17 protein-coding genes are annotated in these 18,588 nt (G+C 71.0%); 8 read left to right on the forward strand and 9 right to left on the reverse strand.

All coding sequences use genetic code 11. The features are described 5' to 3' along the window. Positions 1-47 precede the first annotated feature (47 nt). From AB0K43_RS04590 to sdhC, 4 genes are read right to left on the reverse strand one after another with little or no spacing between them, the layout of a single operon-like run. Complete coding sequence (locus AB0K43_RS04590; RefSeq protein WP_363635688.1) at positions 48-821, reverse strand: succinate dehydrogenase iron-sulfur subunit; 774 nt, start codon at positions 819-821, stop codon at positions 48-50. After that, positions 821-2,563, reverse strand: coding sequence for a succinate dehydrogenase flavoprotein subunit (sdhA, locus tag AB0K43_RS04595; protein ID WP_363635690.1), 1,743 nt, complete (start codon positions 2,561-2,563; stop codon positions 821-823). The genes AB0K43_RS04590 and sdhA overlap by 1 nt, the downstream gene beginning before the upstream one ends. A 57-nt stretch (positions 2,564-2,620) precedes the next feature. Then, positions 2,621-3,112 (reverse strand): succinate dehydrogenase hydrophobic membrane anchor subunit, encoded by a 492-nt coding sequence (locus AB0K43_RS04600; protein ID WP_363635692.1) that lies wholly within the window; start codon positions 3,110-3,112, stop codon positions 2,621-2,623. 5 nt (positions 3,113-3,117) lie between these two features. After that, a complete protein-coding gene (sdhC, locus tag AB0K43_RS04605; RefSeq protein WP_363635694.1) occupies positions 3,118-3,498 on the reverse strand; it encodes a succinate dehydrogenase, cytochrome b556 subunit in 381 nt (126 codons plus the stop codon). Between the two features lie 246 nt (positions 3,499-3,744). Between sdhC and AB0K43_RS04610 the strand changes: the two genes are divergently transcribed. After that, complete coding sequence (locus AB0K43_RS04610) at positions 3,745-4,488, forward strand: hypothetical protein (RefSeq protein ID WP_363635696.1); 744 nt, start codon at positions 3,745-3,747, stop codon at positions 4,486-4,488. Positions 4,489-4,516: 28 nt separating this feature from the next. On the opposite strand, the gene AB0K43_RS04615 is transcribed toward AB0K43_RS04610, so the two are convergent. The 3 genes from AB0K43_RS04615 to AB0K43_RS04625 form a co-directional block, all read right to left on the reverse strand. Continuing rightward, positions 4,517-5,011 (reverse strand): 2-oxo-4-hydroxy-4-carboxy-5-ureidoimidazoline decarboxylase, encoded by a 495-nt coding sequence (locus AB0K43_RS04615; protein ID WP_363635698.1) that lies wholly within the window; start codon positions 5,009-5,011, stop codon positions 4,517-4,519. Between the two features lie 360 nt (positions 5,012-5,371). Continuing rightward, a complete protein-coding gene (locus AB0K43_RS04620) occupies positions 5,372-6,130 on the reverse strand; it encodes an SDR family oxidoreductase (protein WP_363635700.1) in 759 nt (252 codons plus the stop codon). 116 nt (positions 6,131-6,246) lie between these two features. After that, positions 6,247-8,325 (reverse strand): S53 family peptidase, encoded by a 2,079-nt coding sequence (locus AB0K43_RS04625; RefSeq protein WP_363635702.1) that lies wholly within the window; start codon positions 8,323-8,325, stop codon positions 6,247-6,249. A 495-nt stretch (positions 8,326-8,820) separates the two neighbouring features. On the opposite strand from AB0K43_RS04625, the gene AB0K43_RS04630 reads away from it, so the two are divergent. From AB0K43_RS04630 to AB0K43_RS04660, 7 genes are all read left to right on the forward strand, one after another. Beyond that, a complete protein-coding gene (locus AB0K43_RS04630) occupies positions 8,821-9,981 on the forward strand; it encodes an amidohydrolase (RefSeq protein ID WP_363635795.1) in 1,161 nt (386 codons plus the stop codon). 281 nt (positions 9,982-10,262) lie between these two features. Then, positions 10,263-11,327, forward strand: a complete 1,065-nt coding sequence (locus tag AB0K43_RS04635; RefSeq protein WP_363635704.1) for a BMP family ABC transporter substrate-binding protein — start codon at positions 10,263-10,265, stop codon at positions 11,325-11,327. 275 nt (positions 11,328-11,602) lie between these two features. Beyond that, entirely contained in the window at positions 11,603-13,210 is a 1,608-nt protein-coding gene (locus tag AB0K43_RS04640; protein ID WP_363635706.1) for an ABC transporter ATP-binding protein, read from the forward strand. 5 nt (positions 13,211-13,215) lie between these two features. Further along, on the forward strand, positions 13,216-14,367 hold the full coding sequence (locus AB0K43_RS04645; protein ID WP_363635708.1) for an ABC transporter permease: 1,152 nt from the start codon (positions 13,216-13,218) through the stop codon (positions 14,365-14,367). After that, positions 14,364-15,632: an ABC transporter permease gene (locus tag AB0K43_RS04650; protein ID WP_363635710.1), complete on the forward strand. Its 1,269-nt coding sequence runs from the start codon at positions 14,364-14,366 to the stop codon at positions 15,630-15,632. The genes AB0K43_RS04645 and AB0K43_RS04650 overlap by 4 nt, the downstream gene beginning before the upstream one ends. Further along, complete coding sequence (locus AB0K43_RS04655) at positions 15,629-16,024, forward strand: cytidine deaminase (RefSeq protein WP_363635712.1); 396 nt, start codon at positions 15,629-15,631, stop codon at positions 16,022-16,024. Before AB0K43_RS04650 ends, AB0K43_RS04655 begins: the two co-directional genes overlap by 4 nt. Before the next feature lie 117 nt (positions 16,025-16,141). After that, complete coding sequence (locus AB0K43_RS04660; RefSeq protein ID WP_363635714.1) at positions 16,142-17,419, forward strand: thymidine phosphorylase; 1,278 nt, start codon at positions 16,142-16,144, stop codon at positions 17,417-17,419. Between the two features lie 64 nt (positions 17,420-17,483). On the opposite strand, the gene AB0K43_RS04665 is transcribed toward AB0K43_RS04660, so the two are convergent. Together AB0K43_RS04665 and AB0K43_RS04670 are read right to left on the reverse strand one after the other, a co-directional pair. Continuing rightward, complete coding sequence (locus AB0K43_RS04665; RefSeq protein ID WP_363635716.1) at positions 17,484-17,690, reverse strand: DUF397 domain-containing protein; 207 nt, start codon at positions 17,688-17,690, stop codon at positions 17,484-17,486. Further along, positions 17,687-18,517 carry a helix-turn-helix transcriptional regulator gene (locus AB0K43_RS04670; protein WP_363635718.1) on the reverse strand — a complete coding sequence of 277 codons (831 nt, stop codon included), beginning with the start codon at positions 18,515-18,517 and terminating at the stop codon, positions 17,687-17,689. Before AB0K43_RS04670 ends, AB0K43_RS04665 begins: the two co-directional genes overlap by 4 nt. Positions 18,518-18,588 lie beyond the last annotated feature (71 nt).

An 18,588-nucleotide genomic window follows, 5' to 3' on the forward strand; every position in this document is an offset into this window, starting at 1 on the left:
TTCGACCGGACGGGCCCTCGACGCAGCGGCTGCGGGAAGCGGAGCTGCTAGAAGCGACGCGTGACGAGCGCGCGCTTCACCTCCTGGATCGCCTTGGTGACCTCGATGCCACGCGGGCAGGCCTCCGAGCAGTTGAAGGTGGTCCGGCAGCGCCAGACGCCCTCACGGTCGTTCAGGATCTCCAGGCGCTGCTCGGCGCCCTCGTCGCGCGAGTCGAAGATGAAGCGGTGCGCGTTGACGATCGCGGCCGGGCCGAAGTACTGGCCGTCGTTCCAGAACACCGGGCAGGACGAGGTGCACGCGGCGCACAGGATGCACTTGGTGGTGTCGTCGAAGCGCTCGCGGTCCTCGGCGGACTGCAGCCGCTCGCGGGTCGGCTCGTTCCCGTTGGTGATCAGGAACGGCATGACGTCCTTGTACGCCTGGAAGAACGGGTCCATGTCGACGATCAGGTCCTTGAGGACCGCGAGGCCCTTGATGGCCTCGACCGTGATCGGCTTCTCCGGGTTGACGTCCTTGATCAGGGTCTTGCACGCCAGCCGGTTACGGCCGTTGATCCGCATCGCGTCCGAGCCGCAGATGCCGTGCGCACAGGAACGGCGGTAGGTCAGGGTGCCGTCCTGCTCCCACTTGACCTTGTTGAGCGCGTCCAGGACGCGCTCCTTCGGGTCCATCTCCAGCTGGTAGTCGACCCACACCGGGTCCGGGTGCTCCTCCGGGTTGAACCGGCGGATCCGCAGGGTGACGGTGATCAGCTGGACACCGCCGGCCTCAGCCGCGTCCAGAGCGGCCGAGTGCTGCTCCACAGTCGGAGTGCTCATCAGTACTTACGCTCCATCGGCTGGTAGCGGGTCGTGACGACCGGCTTGTAGTCGAGGCGGATCGAGGTGGTGCCGTCGGCGGCAACCTCCTGGTACGCCATGGTGTGCTGCATGAACTTCTCGTCGTCGCGGGTCGGGAAGTCCTCGCGGTAGTGACCGCCGCGGGACTCCTGCCGGGCCAGCGCGGAGACGGCCAGCACCTCGGCCAGGTCGAGCAGGTTGCCCAGCTCCACGGCCTCCAGGAGGTCCGTGTTGTAGCGCATGCCCTTGTCCTGGATCGCGACGTTCTTGAAGCGCTCCTTGAGCCCGGCGATGTCCGTGACGGCCCGCTTCAGGGTGTCACCGGTCCGGTACACCGAGGCGTTCGCGTCCATGGACTCCTGCAGCTCCTTGCGGATCTGCGCGACGGACTCCGTACCGGTCGACTCGCGGAGGCCGTCGATCATGGCCTCGACCAGCTCGGCCGGGTTCTCCGGGAGCGGCACGTAGTCGGCCTTGTCCGCGTAGGCGGCGGCGGCCAGGCCGGCCCGGCGGCCGAACACGTTGATGTCCAGCAGCGAGTTGGTGCCCAGGCGGTTGGCGCCGTGCACCGAGACGCAGGCGACCTCGCCGGCCGCGTACAGGCCCGGGATCACGTCGGTGTTGTTGGCCAGCACCTCACCCTCGACGTTGGTCGGGATGCCGCCCATGGCGTAGTGCGCGGTGGGCTGGATCGGGATCGGGTCCGTGTAGGGCTCGATGCCGAGGTAGGTGCGCGCGAACTCGGTGATGTCCGGGAGCTTGGCGTCCAGCTGCTCCGGCGGGAGGTGCGTGAGGTCCAGGTAGACGTGGTCGCCGTCGGGGCCGCAGCCGCGGCCGGCCCGGATCTCGGAGTAGATCGCGCGGGAGCACACGTCACGGGACGCGAGGTCCTTCATGACGGGGGCGTAGCGCTCCATGAAGCGCTCGCCGTCCTTGTTGCGCAGGATGCCGCCCTCGCCGCGGGCGCCCTCGGTGAGCAGGATGCCCATCCGCCAGATGCCCGTCGGGTGGAACTGGAAGAACTCCATGTCCTCCAGCGGCAGGCCGCGGCGCAGCGCCACCGCCTGGCCGTCACCGGTCAGGGTGTGGGCGTTGGAGGTGACCTTGAACATCTTGCCGGTGCCGCCGGAGGCGAAGACGACCGCCTTGGCCTGGAAGACGTGGATCTCGCCGGTGGCGAGCTCGTAGGCGACGACTCCCGCGGTCCTGCCCTCGTTGATCAGCAGGTCCAGGACGTAGAACTCGTTGAAGAACTCGACGCCGTGCTTGACGCAGTTCTGGAACAGCGTCTGGAGGATCATGTGACCGGTGCGGTCGGCCGCGTAGCAGGAGCGGCGCACCGGCGCCTCACCGTGGTTGCGGGAGTGACCGCCGAAGCGGCGCTGGTCGATCCGGCCGGCCTCGGTGCGGGAGAAGGGCAGGCCCATCTTCTCCAGGTCGAGGACGGCGTCGATGGCCTCCTTGCACATGATCTCGGCGGCGTCCTGGTCGACCAGGTAGTCACCACCCTTGACCGTGTCGAAGGTGTGCCACTCCCAGTTGTCCTCCTCGACGTTGGCGAGGGCGGCGCACATGCCGCCCTGGGCCGCGCCGGTGTGGGAGCGGGTCGGGTAGAGCTTGGTCAGCACGGCGGTACGGCTGCGCTGGGTCGACTCGATGGCCGCGCGCATGCCGGCGCCGCCCGCGCCGACGATGACGGTGTCGTACTGGTGAATCTGCATGGGGTCTTAAGCCTCGTCCGGTCTCGATACCGACTAGATGCCGCTAGGAGCCGCGTTCTAGATGTTGGGGTCGAAGGTGAAGATCACCAGGGTGCCGAGCAGGACCGTGAAGACGGTCGTGACACCCAGGAGGGCCTTCAGCCACAGACGAGTGGAGTCCTTCTCCGCGTAGTCGTTGATGACGGTGCGCATGCCGTTCGAGCCGTGCAGCATCGCCAGCCACAGCATCAGCAGGTCCCAGAACTGCCAGAACGGCGAGGCCCACTTGCCGGCCACGAAGGCGAAGCTGATCTTCGAGACACCGCCGTCGAGGACGATGTTGATCAGCAGGTGGCCGAGCACCAGCACCACCAGGACGACACCCGACAGGCGCATGAACAGCCAGGCGAGCATCTCGAAGTTGGTGCGGGTGCGACGAGGGGTCTTCACGGAGCGGGCCCGCGGGGGCTCGACCACGAATGCGTCGGCGGGGTTGCCGGTGCCCAGGCCCTTGCCGGTGTGGGCATGGACGGAGGGGACCACCAGGTCCTCGGTGATGTCGTTCGCCATCGCGATCAGCCCCCGAACCAGGTACGAAGCGTGTGCTGAAGGATCGGGTAGAAGGCACCCGCCATCAGGACGACCCACAGGCCCACCACGGACCAGAGCATCTGCCGCTGGTACTTCGGGCCCTTGGACCAGAAGTCGACGGCGACGACCCGCAGGCCGTTCAGCGCGTGGAACAGGATGGCGGCGGTGAGGCCGTACTCCATCAGGTTCACCAGCGGCGTCTTGTACGTGGCGATGACGGAGTCGTACGCCTGGGGGGACACGCGCACCAGTGCGGTGTCGAGGACGTGGGCGAACAGGAAGAAGAAGATGAGGACGCCGGTGACTCGATGAGCCACCCAACTCCACATGCCTTCCCGGCCGCGGTACAGCGTTCCAGCCGGCACGGAAAACCCTCCGGAAGCGGATTGGGGGCTCGGCCGGCTTCGGTGTCGGTCAGCCCGGCCGGGTACGGTCCACCGGCCGCCAGCATCCTATCGACGCCGTGTCGGCAACCGCCCCCGGGGGCCTCAGGTGTGATCAAACAGGCACTCACGGCCTAACGAATCGGGGAATTGTCACTCTGGGTGCCCGCGCGACTGCGCTACGGTGCGTGAGTCCGCCGTCGCCCCACCTCTCCCGGAGGACCGACCGTGCCCGACCGCACCCCCCGCCTGCTCTGCTGCGTCCTGCTGGCGCTGGCAGCCGGCTGCACCACCGTCGGCCCCGCCGCCGGACCCGTGGCGGACCGGCCGGCGCCGGGCCGGGAGCTGGACGCGGGCGGGCTGCGGGCCGCGGTGGTGACCGATGCCGAGCTCGGCCCCGGGTACGCCGTCACCCTGCTGACACCGGGCCAGGACACCGCCCCTGACCAGGAGCGGGAGACCGCGGACCGGCCCGCCTGCCAGCCGGTGCTGGACGCGGTCGCCCCCGGCAAGGCGGCCTCGGGGCCCACCGCGGAGGCGGACCTCAGCGTGACCAGGAAGGGCGATCCGCACGCGGCCCTCTACGCCGGGCTGCTGGCCTTCGGGCCCGGGCGGGCCGAGCGGCTCCAGGGCGAGCTGGAGCAGGTGCTGGCGCACTGCACCGGCTTCACCTCGGTCGCCGGCGGCGGAGCCGCACCCGGCCGGGGCGTGCAGACCCGGCACCGGCTGACCCGGACCGACACGCCCACCCCGGAGGGAGCGGACGCCGCCACCGCGTTCACCCTGACGAATGAATCGGGTACCGCCACCCTCTCCCAGCACGCCCTGCTGGCCCGGGTCGGCACCGCGCTGGCGGTCTTCTCCACGGTGGGCACGGACAAGGAGCCGGCCGCCGAGCCCGACCCGGAGGTGGTCCGGGCCCAGCTGGCCAAGCTCCGGGCCGCCCAGCGCCCGGACGGCCGGCCGCGGTGAGCGGGCCCGCCGGGAGCTCGGTGCGACTTCAGCGCGCCGCGGGCGCGGAGTGGGTGGCGACCAGGTGCTCCAGCCGGGTCAGGGCGATCCGCCGGAGCTCGTCGGCGGCGATCAGGCGCTCCTCGTCGGGGTCGTTGGCCAGTCGGGTGCGGATCGAGGTGAGCACGGTGTCCAGCATCTCCTCGGGCACCACACCCTCCAGGCAGACCACGAAGACGTGCCCGAACCGGGCCTCGTACGCGGCGTGCGCGGCCCGGAGCGCGGTGTGCGCGGCCTGGCTGCCGGGTGCGCGCATGCCCAGCAGCGGCTGCGGCATCCAGCTCTCGTCCGCCAGCGCCTCGGCCAGGTCGGCCGGGCGCAGGTCGTAGGAGGCCTCGCTGGCGGCGGCCAGCAGTGACTCTATGTCGGGGTACGGGCGGTGGGCGGTGAGCCGGAGCGCCCAGCGGTGGCTGCCGCAGCAGGCCAGCAGGGCCTCCTCGGCGGCACCGGCGTCGGCCTCGTTGAAGCGGTGAAGCCCGAGCAAGGACGGTGCCGTCCGCGCGTCGAGACGCTGCGGCGGGATGTCGCTGGCCAGCGGGTCCTCCTCGTGAGGGCGGGAAGGGGGTGTCGGTCCGCGGGCGGGCGGCCCGGGGCACCGGTGAACCGTGGTGGCAGAGACGAAACTAGGGCCGACGGATGGCGGGAACTGCCGGTGCGGAAGCGAACGGGCCGACCGGTAGGAGGCCGGGCCTGGCAGCGGCACCACCGTAGTTGAGGGCTCATCAGTTGGGCAGAGGGCGCGCAGAATTCACTCGAACGAGCTATCAAGTTGTGACGTTGACACCTTCCTGTCAGCTGACCGGGATGACCCGGCGGCCCGCCGCCGGGTCATCCCCGCCCCCGGTCACAGCTCCCGGTGCACCTTGTGGTTGGCCGCCTGGGCGCGCGGGCGGACCACCAGCAGGTCGATGTTGACGTGCGAGGGCCTGGTCACGGCCCAGGCGACGGTGTCGGCCACGTCGGCGGAGCTGAGCGGTGCGGCCACGCCCGCGTAGACGGCGGCGGCCTTGGCCTCGTCGCCGCGGAAGCGGGTCACCGCGAAGCCCTCGGACTTCACCATCCCCGGGGCGATCTCGATCACCCGGATCGGCTCGCCGACCAGCTCCAGCCGCAGCGTCGCGGCGATGGTGTGGGCGGCGTGCTTGGCCGCCACGTACCCGCCGCCGCCCTCGTAGGCGGCCAGCGCGGCGGTGGAACTGAGCACCAGCACGGTGCCGTCCCCGGTGGCCCGCAGCGCCGGCAGCAGCGCCTGGGTCACGTTCAGCACGCCGATCACGTTGACCTCGTACATCGCCCGCCAGTCGGCCGGGTCGGCGGCCTCCACGCTCTCCGCGCCGATCGCCCCGCCGGCGTTGTTGACCAGCACGTGCACCGGGCCGACCTCGGCCGCGAAGGCGTCCACGGCGGTCCGGTCGGTCACGTCCAGCGGGTACGCCCGGGCGGCGCCGCCGGCCGCGGCGATCTCCTTGGCCAGCTCCTCGATCCGGTCGGTCCGGCGGGCGGTGACCACCACCTCGAACCCGTCCTCGGCCAGCCGGCGGGCGGTCGCCGCGCCGATCCCGCTGCTGGCACCGGTGACCACGGCCACCTTGCGCTCGGTCATTGCCACTCCTTGAGATGTCCGGGTGCCCTGTGTCCCGATCATCTCAAGGGCGCCGGCCCGGACGCCGGACGGCCCCGGTGCGCGGGTGCGCACCGGGGCCGTCCGAACGGGGTCGATCAGTGGCGGGGCAGCTTGAAGGACTTGAAGTAGTCCTTGCCGGGGGTGCCGACGCCGGTGGCGGTGTCGTAGCCGCAGGTGGCCTTGAGGCCGTAGTCGGCGGCCAGCTTGTAGAGCCGGACCCGCAGCGAGCCGCTCACCACGCCGAGGTCGACCACGTTGCCGAACTTGGTGTGCACGGCCGAGTCGTCCACGTCCCGGAAGGCGCCGCTGTGGGCCCGGTCGTAGATGGCCGGGTTGGCGAAGCCGATCGCCCGGCCGCCGCGCACCTCGATGGCGTCGGCGATCATGGCCGCGTACTCCGGGGAGGAGACCGAGGTGCCGCCGTAGCCGCCCTCGCTGTAGACCCCGCCCGCGGTGAAGCCGACCAGGGTGGCGGCGACCAGGTCACCGCTCATCGCGACGTCCGGGGTGGCCCGCAGCGGGGTCGCCGAGGCGGTGCCGTCGGCGGCCTTCTTCGCGATCGAGTCGGGCACCACGCCCTGCTGGTACCAGGGCTGCGGGAAGTCCTTGGAGACGCCGCCGCCACCGCCGAAGTAGAAGAAGCCGGGGAACGGGCTCCAGGACTTCTGGTCGGCCGAGAGCACCGAGCGCTGGTCGCCCATCGACACCTCGTGGCCGTAGCGGCCCGACTTGTCGCCGAGCTCCAGGGCGGTGCCGCCGACCGAGGTGACCCACGGGGAGGCGGACGGCCAGTCGGCCTGCGCCTGGTTGGAGTCGGCCTGGCAGTTCACACCGGTCGCCGCGGCGCCCGGGGAGCTGTCGCCGCAGTCGCCGCTGGAGAAGGTGAAGCCGATGCCCTGGACCGCGCCCAGCTGGAATATCTGGTTGTCCGCGGCGACCACGGCGGGGTCGATGTCCCCGCTCGTGCCGTGCATGATCTCGCCCCAGGAGTTGGAGACCACGTCGGCCAGGTGCTCGTCGACGACCTTGGCCATCGCGGCGTTCAGGTCGTCGTCGTAGCAGGAGTTGGCGCCGACGTAGACCACCTGGGCGCCCGGCGCCAGGCCGTGCGCCATCTCGACGTCGAGCGCTTCCTCGCCGGCCCAGCCGTCCGCGCCGCCGCACTCGTCCTGGTGCACCCACTGGGCGGGGGTGACGTACTCCTTGTACTGCCCCGGCGCGAACGGCTGGTCGCCGTGCGCGGTGGAGAAGTGGTTCGCGTCCTGCTCCATGCTCGGCAGGCCGTAGGCGTCGATGATGGCGACCCGGGCCCCCTTGCCGGTCACCTTCGCCTCCGTGACGCCGTAGGCCTTGCGCAGCTGGCTCGGGGTGTACGAGCAGGGCGCGAAGGGCTCGTTCTTCTCGTAGCCCTCCGGCGCGCCCTTGGCGGTCTTGGAGCCGTAGCCGTCCTCGGAGCAGGTCGGCTCGGTCGGCAGCGTCGCGTCCGGCTTCTTGGCCGGGGCGAGGCCGCGCGCGGCGAACGGGGCCGCCGCGGCGTCGGCCTTGGCCTCGGCGTCGCGGACCGAGATCGCGTGCGAGACGTCCTTGTGGACGGCGTCGCTGATGCCGCCCACCGCGAGCACCGAGCCGGCCACCCCGGCCGGCAGGGTGACGTCCGCGGCGGGGGCGCGGCGGGTGCTGCCGTCCGGCGCGCGGTAGCTGTGGATGGCGGTCCCGAGGGCCTTGGCCAGCGCGGCGGAGGTGCCGGAGACCTGGAGGTAGTGCGGGGTGCTCTCGCCGACCGTGAGCCCGGCCGAGGTGAGCCAGGCGGTGACCGCCGCGACCTGCTCGGGGCTGGCGCCGAAGCGCGCCTTGGCCTGGTCGGCGCTCAGGTACTGCCCGTACGAGCGCGAGGACGGGTCCGAGAGCTCCTTGGCCAGGTCCGTGAGGCCCTTGGCGTCCCGGCCGGCCAGGTAGACCCGGGCCGTGGCCGAGGTGGCGTCGGCCACCGCGCCCTGGTCGGTCTGGGCGGTGGCCCAGGCCGGGTGCGTCCCGGCGAGCTGCCGGGCGGCGTTCGGCGCGTCGGCCGGGGTGGCGGCGGTGGCCGGGGCGGCCATCGCGAGTGTTCCCAGGATCAGCGCCGCGGCGGGTGCCACGGCGAAGCTCCGGGAGAGCCGGTTGCGTGCTGCTGGCACGTCGGGTCCCCACTTCTCGGATCGATGGACCGTCAGCTGCCCTTCGTGAGGGCATGACGGACCGGGCCGGCGGCGGACGAACCGCAGCCGGCACGGAAGTTGACTGTGCGCTAGCTGTCTATTCGGACTGATGTGCGCAGCTCAAGAGCGCATCCGAAAGCTTTGCCCGGACATGACCACGGGGAGGGGAAGCCGTTGCCGAAACCGCCGTGCGGACGATCACCGTGTCCGTCCGGCCGGGCGTTCGTTGCACAGGCGGGGACCACCCGGGAAGGCGGCTGAAACGAGATGTCATACCCAGTAGTGCGTTCGGTATGCACCCATCCGGGGACGACTTCGGAGGAAGTCGGGCCAAAAACCCTCCACCGGCCTAGTCTTGTTGAGGTGAACGATCCTCAGCCCGCCCGCCGGGCCGCCCTCGCCACCGCCGTCGACCGTGCTCCGGCCGGTCCGGGCTCGGACCTCCGCGCACGGGTACGGGCCTACGAGGCCGAGCTGATCGCCTTCCGGCGGGATCTGCACCGCCACCCCGAGCTGGGCCGCCAGGAGTTCCGGACCACCCGGCTGCTGCGCGAGCGGCTGCTGGCGGCCGGTCTCCAGCCGCGGGTGCTCCCCGGGGGTACCGGGCTGATCGTGGACATCGTGCCGGCGGGCACCCGGTCGGGCACCCCCTTCCTGGCCTTCCGCGCCGACATCGACGCGCTGCCGATCGAGGACGCCAAGAGCGAGGCGCCCTACCGCTCCACCCTCCCCGGCCGGGCCCACGCCTGCGGCCACGACGTGCACACCTCCGTGGTGCTGGGCACCGCGCTGGTGCTGGCCGGGGCGGCCGCCACCGGGGAGCTGCGGCAGCCGATCCGGATGATCTTCCAGCCCGCCGAGGAGGTCATGCCGGGCGGCGCGCTGGACGTCATCAAGGCGGACGGGATGGCCGGCGTCGGCCGGATCTTCGCGGTGCACTGCGACCCCAAGGTGCAGGTCGGCCGGATCGGCCTGCGGGTCGGCGCGATCACCTCGGCCTGCGACCGGCTGCTGCTCGGGCTGGACGGCCCCGGCGGCCACACCGCCCGGCCGCACCTGACCACCGACCTGGTCACCGCGGTGGCCCGGATGGCCGCCGAGCTGCCCGCCGCCCTGGCGCGCCGGATGGACCCGCGCTGGGGCGTCAGCCTGGTCTTCGGCCGGATCGCCGCCGGCTCGGCGCCGAACGTGATCCCGCAGCACGCCGAGCTGGAGGGCACCGTGCGCTGCCTGGAGCTGGCCGGCTGGCGCGAGGCCCCGGAGGCGCTGGACGAGCTGATCGGCCGGATCGCCGAGACCCACCGGGCCAAGTGGGCGCTGGACTACCACCGCGGGGTGCCCCCGGTGGTGAACGAGCACGAGTCGATCGCCCAGCTGGAGGCCGCCATGACGGCCCGCTTCGCGGCGGAGTCGGCCGGGCCGGTGGTGGAGGACACCGAGCAGAGCCTGGGCGGTGAGGACTTCTCCTGGTACCTGGAGCACGCCCCGGGCGCGCTGGCCCGGCTCGGCGTGCGGGCGCCGCACGAGAAGGGGGTCCGGGACCTGCACCAGGGCGACTTCGACGTGGACGAGCGGGCGATCGCGGTGGGTGTGGAGCTGTTCTCGGCACTCGCGCTGGAGCACGGCCGGGTCTGACCTTGTTCGATCGGGGGCCGGGGCCGCTTCGGCGGCCCCGGCCCTTGCCCGGCGCGGTTTGTGACGGTTGAGGTCGGCTGGGCGTAGGGTGGTTGTCCGGTATCACTCGGTAGTGACATTCGGTTGAACAACTGTGGCGCTATGTCCGGATTCATCCTGAAGTCGGACCACATTTTGATAACAACCCGAATGCCCCGGCAGGCCGTAACCCAACCGTGTTCTACGCGCGTTACGGTGGCGCTCGACCACGCCAAACGGGTGTGTGAGAAGGAGATACTCCCTTGCGCCGTTCACTCAAGCTCGCCGCGGTGATGCTCTCGGGTTCCCTGGGCATCGCTTCGCTCGCCGCCTGCGGCGCAAAGAGCACTGACAGCACCTCCGCCGGCGCCTCCGGTTCCGGCACCGGCTCCATCAAGGTCGGTATGGCCTACGACATCGGTGGCCGTGGCGACCAGTCGTTCAACGACTCCGCCGCCCGTGGCCTCGACAAGGCCAAGGCCGAGCTCGGCGTCCAGGTCAACGAGGCCGAGGCCAAGACCGGTGAGGCCGAGTCCGACAAGGAAGCCCGCCTCAACAGCCTGGTGACCGCCGGTTACAACCCGGTCATCGCGGTCGGCTTCGTCTACCAGGACGCGGTCAACAAGGTCGCCAAGGACAACCCGAACGTCAAGTTCGCGATCATCGACTCCGCGTCGGCCGACCAGCCGAGCAACGTCACCTCGCTGACCTTCTCGGAGCAGGAGGGCTCGTACCTCGCCGGCGTCGCCGCCGCCGCGAAGAGCAAGACCCACCAGATCGGCTTCATCGGTGGCGTCCAGTCCGAGCTGATCAAGAAGTTCGAGGCCGGTTACACCGCGGGTGCCAAGTCCGTCGACCCGAGCATCGTCGTCGACGTCACCTACCTGACCACCCCGCCGGACTTCAGCGGCTTCAACGACCCGGGCAAGGGCAAGGAAGCCGCCCAGGGCCAGCTCGACAAGGGCGCGGACGTCATCTACGCCGCCGCCGGCTCCTCCGGCTCCGGCGCGATCGAGGCCGTGGCCACCGCCGGCAAGTGGGCCATCGGTGTCGACTCCGACCAGGCCGCCCAGCCCGCCCTGGCGAAGTACAAGGACCACATCCTCACCTCGATGGTGAAGAACGTGGACACCGCCGTGTACACCTACATCAAGTCGGTCAAGGACGGTAACACCATCACCGGTGTGAAGAACTTCGACCTCAAGGCCGAGGGTGTCTCGCTGGCCACCACCGGCAACCACATCGACGACATCCAGGCCAAGCTGAAGACCGCCGGTGAGGCGATCACCAGCGGCGCCACCAAGGTTCCGACCGCCCCGCAGAGCTGATCCGGTTTCCGTCCCCCGCCACCGCCTGCCCGGCGGCGGGGTGACGGCCGTCCGACTCGCAGGGGAGGGGCCCGGCAGGTACGCAGTGCGTACCCACCGGGCCCCCTCCCGTCCCCGCCCCTGATCTCTCCAGCGCAACGAAGCGCCCGACGACCACCCAGGAGATCGCCATCAGCGCTCCCGACCCCACCCCCAGCACGGGCGGCAGCCCCAGCGCGGGGACGGCGACACCTGCCGTCGAACTGCGCGGCATCACCAAGCGCTTCCCCGGTGTCGTGGCCAACCACGACATCGACATCACCGTCCAGCGCGGCACCGTGCACGCGCTGATGGGTGAGAACGGCGCCGGCAAGTCCACTCTGATGAAGATCCTCTACGGCATGCAGAAGCCGGACGAGGGCACCATCAAGATCGACGGCGAGCTCGTCGAGTTCAACACCCCCGGCGACGCGATCGCCCGCGGCATCGGCATGGTGCACCAGCACTTCATGCTGGCCGACTACCTGACGGTCTGGGAGAACGTGGTCCTGGGCGGCGAGAAGCTGCACGGGATAGGAGCCAAGGCCAAGGCGAAGATCCAGCAGATCTCCGACCAGTACGGCCTGGGCGTGCGCCCGGACGCGCTGGTCGAGGACCTGGGCGTGGCCGACCGGCAGCGCGTGGAGATCCTCAAGGTCCTCTACCGCGGCGCCCGGATCCTGATCCTGGACGAGCCCACCGCGGTCCTGGTGCCCCAGGAGGTCGAGGCGCTCTTCGCGAACCTGCGGGAGCTCAAGGCCGAGGGCGTCACCGTCATCTTCATCTCGCACAAGCTGCACGAGGTGCTCTCGGTCGCCGACGCGATCAGCGTCATCCGCCGCGGCACCACGGTCGGCGACGCCGACCCGAAGAGCGTCACCGCCCGCCAGCTCGCCGAGCTGATGGTCGGCGCCGAGCTGCCCTCCCCGGAGAGCCGCGAGTCCACCGTCACCGACGTCGAGATGCTCCGCCTGGAGGGTCTGCGGATCGCCAAGGCGGACGCCGAGGGCATCGAGCGCGTGGTCCTGGACGACGTCTCGCTGCGGATCCGCAAGGGCGAGGTGCTCGGCATCGCCGGTGTCGAGGGCAACGGCCAGGCCGAACTGGTCGAGGCCATCATGGGCATGCTGGTGCCGGACGCCGGGGTCGTCACGCTGGACGGCCAGGACATCTCCCGCAAGCTCACCCGGGCCCGCCGCGAGGCCGGCATCGGCTACATCCCCGAGGACCGCCACAAGCACGGCCTGCTGCTGGAGGCCCCGCTCTGGGAGAACCGGATCCTCGGCCACGTCACCGAGACCCCGAACTCCAAGGGCGTGCTGCTCGACTCGGCCGGCGCCCGCAAGGACACCCTGCGGATCGTCGAGGAGTACGACGTCCGCACCCCCGGCATCGAGGTCACCGCGGCCTCGCTCTCCGGCGGCAACCAGCAGAAGCTGATCGTCGGCCGCGAGATGAGCCACGACCCCAAGCTTCTGATCGCCGCCCACCCCACCCGCGGTGTGGACGTCGGCGCGCAGGCGCAGATCTGGGGCCAGATCCGGGACGCCCAGCGTGACGGCCTGGCGGTGCTGCTGATCTCCGCCGACCTGGACGAGCTGATCGGCCTCTCCGACCACATCCGGGTGATCTACCGCGGCCGCCTGGTCGCGGACGCCGACCCGGCCACCGTCACCGCCGAGGACCTGGGCACCGCGATGACCGGTGCGGCCAAGGGCCACATCGAGTCGGACGCCGAGGCCCTGGCCGAGGCCCAAGCCATCGCCGCCGCCGGTACCGAGAGCGAGACGGCCGCGGACACCCCGGCCGAGACCACCTCGGCCGAGCCCACCGACACCGCCGACGACCCGCAGGCGGGGGAGTAACCCACATGACCAGTCCCACCCCCGCCAAGGGCAAGCTCGCCCAGCGGTTCGACCTGGAGCGGATCGTGCTCGGGCTGGCTGCGCCGGTGCTCGCCGTGCTGCTGTCCCTGGCGATCTGCTCGGTCCTGCTGCTGAGCTCGGGCCGTGACCCGTTCAAGGCGTTCGACGTGATGATCACGTACGGCACCGCCTCGGACGGGCAGGTGCAGATCCTCAACAAGGGCACCACCTACTACCTGGCCGCCGTGGCCGCCGCCTTCGGCTTCCGGATGAACCTGTTCAACATCGGCGTCGAGGGCCAGTACCGGATCGCCGCGCTGTTCACGGCGTACGTCGGCAGCCAGATCGCGCTCCCGGCGTTCATCCAGATCCCGCTGCTGCTGGTCACCGCCATGCTGGCCGGTGGCATCTGGGCCTCGATCGCCGGTGTGCTGAAGGTCTACCGCGGTGTCAGCGAGGTCATCTCGACCATCATGCTGAACGCGATCTCGCTGGCCGTGGTCGGCCTGCTGCTGGTGCCCGGCATCTTCGCGCCGAAGTCCGGCACCAGCACCAACAGCATCCAGACCAAGCCGATCTCGCAGTCCAGCCACTTCTTCTCGATCGAGACGGCCGGCGGCACCCTCTGGGGCTTCTTCATCATCGCGGTGATCGTCGGTGTGGGCTTCCAGCTCACCCTGAACCGCACCCGCTTCGGCTTCGACCTGCGGGCGACCGGCCGCTCCGAGAGCGCCGCCAAGGCCTCCGGCGTCAACGTCAAGCGGATGGTGCTGATCAGCATGGCCGTCTCCGGCGCGCTGGCCGGTCTGATCGGCATGCCGACCCTGCTGCAGAGCTCGTACACCTACGGCACCAGCTTCCAGCAGGGCCTGGGCTTCACCGGCATCGCTATCGCGCTGCTCGGCCGCAACAGCCCGATCGGCATCGTCTTCTCGGCACTGCTCTTCGCGTTCATGGACGTCACCGCCGTGCAGCTGCCGCTGCAGGGTGACTTCCCGCAGGAGATCGTCGCCGTCATGCAGGGCACCATCGTCATCTGTGTCGTCGTCGCCTACGAGCTGGTGCGTCGCTACGGCCTCAAGCGCCAGCAGCAGAAGGTCGGCGCCGAGCTCGCCGCGCAGGCCGCTGCGGCCGCCAAGAAGGAGGTGGCCGCGTGAGCACCGCAACCTCGACCCGGCCGAAGTCGCCGGGCAGCGCGCCCGCCAAGAAGCACAAGATCACCTGGCCGGTGGTGCTGCTGCTGATCGCCGCCGCCCTGGTGCTGGTCTCGGTGGTCGCCACCCTGACCGGCAACCACGGCCTGACCGCTTCCGGGCAGATCACCGCGGCGCTCGGCTCGGCCGTGCCGATCGCGATGGCCGGTCTCGGCGGTCTGTGGTCCGAGCGGGCCGGCGTGGTCAACATCGGCCTCGAAGGCATGATGGTCGCCGGCACCTTCTGCGGTGCCTGGGCCGGCTACCTGGTCAACCCGTGGGTCGGCCTGCTGGCCGGGATGGCCGGCGGCGCGCTCGGCGGCCTGCTGCACGCGATCGTCACGGTGACCTTCGGCGTCGACCACATCGTCTCCGGCGTCGGCATCAACCTGCTGATCCCCGGCATCTGCGCCTACGTCAACAAGATCTACTACAAGGACTACGTGGCCTTCGGCGCCGGTGCCAACCAGTCGCCCCCGGCCGAGTCGCTGCCGAACATCACCATCCCGGGGCTGTCGCCCTGGCTGGACACGATCGAGGCGCACCACTGGTTCCTGGTCTCCGACGTCGCCGGCATCCTCGGCGGCCTGGTCACCAACCTGTCGGTGGTCATCGTGATCGCCGCCGCCCTGCTGGTGCTGAGCTACTTCCTGCTCTGGCGCACGGTCTTCGGCCTGCGGCTGCGCTCCTGCGGTGAGAACCCGACCGCGGCGGAGTCCCTCGGCGTCAACGTCTACAAGTACAAGTACCTCGCGGTGATCGCCTCGGGCGCGTTCGCCGGCCTCGCCGGTGCGTACCTCTCGCTGGTCGCCTCGCACTTCTACAAGGACGGCCAGACCCAGGGCCGAGGCTTCATCGGTCTCGCCGCGATGATCTTCGGCAACTGGATGCCCGGCGGTCTCGCCATGGGCGCCGGCCTGTTCGGCTTCACCGACAGCCTCCAGCTGCGCGACGCGGACAACGTCCACGTGCTGCTGATCATCGTCGCCGTGGCGATGGCGGTGCTCGCGCTCTGGCAGTCCTACCGCCGCAAGTACACCCCGGCGCTGATCAGCATCGTGGTGGCCGGCGGCCTGTCGCTCTGGTACGCCACCACCGACTCGGTGCAGCGCCCGCTGATCGTGGCCACCCCGTACGTGATCACCCTGGTGGTCCTCGCGGCGGCCTCGCAGCGGCTGCGGCCGCCGAAGGCGGACGGCCAGATCTACCGCAAGGGCCAGGGCAAGTGACCACCGCACCCGCACCCGACTGGGAGGCGCTGCGCGCCGCCGCCCGCGACGCGATGTCGCGCGCGTACGCGCCGTACAGCAAGTTCCCGGTCGGGGCGGCGGCCCTGGTGGACGACGGCCGGACGGTCACCGGCTGCAACGTGGAGAACGCCTCCTACGGGCTCGGCCTGTGCGCCGAGTGCGGGCTGGTCTCCGCGCTGCACGCCGGCGGCGGCGGCCGGCTGGTGGCCTTCACCTGCGTCGACGGCGCGGGCGAGCTGCTGATGCCGTGCGGCCGCTGCCGACAGCTGCTGTACGAGCACGGCGGGCCCGAGCTGCTGGTCGACTTCCCCGCCGGGGTGCGCACCATGGCCGAGATCCTGCCCGATGCCTTCGGGCCGGAGCGGCTCTAGCACCCCTTTCAGTTACGCGCGTAGAGTGTCGCGGGAAGGCCCTGACCGGGCCTTGCCCGCGACACTCTTCGCTTTCTCCCGCACCCTGAGTACGTGCCCCACCCTCTTGGAGAACCCATGGACGCCCCCTCCGTCATCAGGACCAAGCGCGACCGCGGCGAGCTGTCCGACGCCCAGATCGACTGGGTGATCGACGCCTACACCCGCGGCGAGGTCGCCGACGAGCAGATGTCCGCGCTGGCGATGGCGATCCTGCTGAACGGGATGAACCTCCGTGAGATCAGCCGCTGGACCGACGCGATGATCCGCTCGGGCGTCCGGATGGACTTCGCCGCGCTCGGCGTGCCGACCTCCGACAAGCACTCCACCGGCGGCGTCGGCGACAAGATCACCCTCCCGCTCGCCCCGCTGGTCGCCGCCTGTGGCGCGGCCGTCCCGCAGCTCTCCGGCCGCGGTCTCGGCCACACCGGCGGCACTCTGGACAAGCTGGAGTCGATCCCGGGCTGGCGGGCGCTGCTCTCCAACGACGAGATGATGGACGTGCTGCGCGGTGCGGGCGCCGTGATCTGCGCGGCCGGCGACGGGCTCGCCCCCGCCGACAAGAAGCTGTACGCGCTGCGCGACGTCACCGGCACGGTGGAGGCGATCCCGCTGATCGCCAGCTCGATCATGTCCAAGAAGATCGCCGAGGGCACCGGCGCCCTGGTCCTGGACGTCAAGGTCGGCTCCGGCGCCTTCATGAAGAACCTGCCGAACGCCCAGGAGCTGGCCCGCACCATGGTCGGCCTCGGCAAGGCGGCCGGCGTCAACACCGTCGCCCTGCTCACCGACATGTCGACCCCGCTCGGCCTCACCGCGGGCAACGCGCTGGAGGTCCGCGAGTCGGTCGAGGTGCTGGCCGGCGGCGGCCCCGCCGACGTGGTCGAGCTGACCCTGGCGCTGGCCCGCGAGATGCTGGCCGCGGCGGGCGTGCACGGCAAGGACCCGGCGGACGCGCTGCGGGACGGCTCCGCGATGGACCACTGGCGCCGCATGATCACCGCCCAGGGCGGCGACGTCGACGCCCCGCTCCCGGTCGCCCGCGAGCAGCACGTGGTCACCGCCTCCGCCTCCGGCCTGCTCACCGGCCTGGACGCGTACGCCGTCGGCGTCTGCGCCTGGCGCCTGGGCGCCGGCCGGGCCCGCAAGGAGGACCCGGTGCAGGCCGGCGCGGGCGTGGAGATCCACGCCAAGCCGGGCGAGGCCGTCAAGGCCGGCCAGCCGCTGCTGACCCTGCACACCGACACCCCCGAGCGTTACGACTACGCCATGGAGGCGCTGGCCGGCGGCATCACCATCTCGCCGGAGGGCACCGCCTTCACGCCGAAGCCGATCGTCCTGGACCGCATCGCCTGATGCTGTGAGCACACCGTGCCCGGGCCGCCCTCGCCGTGCGGCCCGGGCACGGTGCTGTCCGGGGTCAGACCGTGCCGAACTCGCCGGTGGCCGCGGCGGTGACGAAGGCGGCCCAGGCGGGGGCGGGGACGGTGAGGTGGGTGTCGGGGGTCTTGGTGTCGCCGACGAGGACGGTGCCGGTGGTGGGCAGGTGGGTGTAGGAGGCCTGGAGGCAGTCGCCGTTGCCCTGGGCGTCGCTGTAGCTGCTCTTGAACCAGTGGGCCGTGCTCATCGCGAGAAGTCCTCCCATGCGCGCCGCAGCCACGCCTTCGACTCGGTCGGCGACAGTGCGGCCGCCTGGACGAGATCGTAGGTCAACGCCACCTCCGCCACCTCGTCGAATCCTTCGAGGAGTTGACCCACCGCGTAGCCCTCGACATAGGCGGCGCGTGGTGCGTCGCGGAAGTCGAGGAGGCTGATCGAGCCGACCATCGCGCCGTGCCCTCCCGCGGTGAAGGGGAGGATCTGTACGACCGCGTTGGGACCGTCGGCGAGGTCGAGGATGCGCTCGATCTGCCCGCGCATCGTCGGCGGGTCGCCGACGACCCGCCGGATCGCCGATTCGTCCAGGACGACCCAGATGAGCGGCGGGTGCTCGCGGCTCAGGAGCGCCTGACGGCTTGCGCGGGCCTGCCAGCGCTCCTCGATCTGCTCCCGGTCGGCACGCGGCAGGCCGAGTTCCAGGAGCTTGCGTCCGTATGCCGGCGTCTGCCACAGGCCCGGGATGGCACCGTTGGCGAACTTCCGTTGGGTGTCCGCCAGTGCCTCCAGCTCCATGAAGCGGCGGGACCAGTCCGGGAACGCCTCGCGCAGGACCAGCGGGTAGAGCCGGTTGAAGATCCCGTCGGTGGCGAGGAGTTCGTCGAGCTTCCTCGGCAGGTCGGGCGGGATGGCGCGGATCGCGGTCTCCACGTTGCCCAGGTGGGTCTTGCTGTACGCCACCAGCTTCGACAGCTCCGCCAGGGAGAGGCCGTTGCGCTTGCGGAGATCCCTGAGCTGGAAGCCGAAGAGGTCACGTACCGACCGCTCGGGGGTCAACTCGCGTTCCTGGGCTGCCATCTGTGCGCCCCCATGTCCTCAGCGCCGGTGCGGACGTGCCGTACCTTCCCAGCGTAGCGCCGGGTGGTGAC

Origin of the sequence: Kitasatospora sp. NPDC049258 (assembly GCF_040678895.1) — a bacterium.
Lineage (GTDB): Bacteria > Actinomycetota > Actinomycetes > Streptomycetales > Streptomycetaceae > Kitasatospora.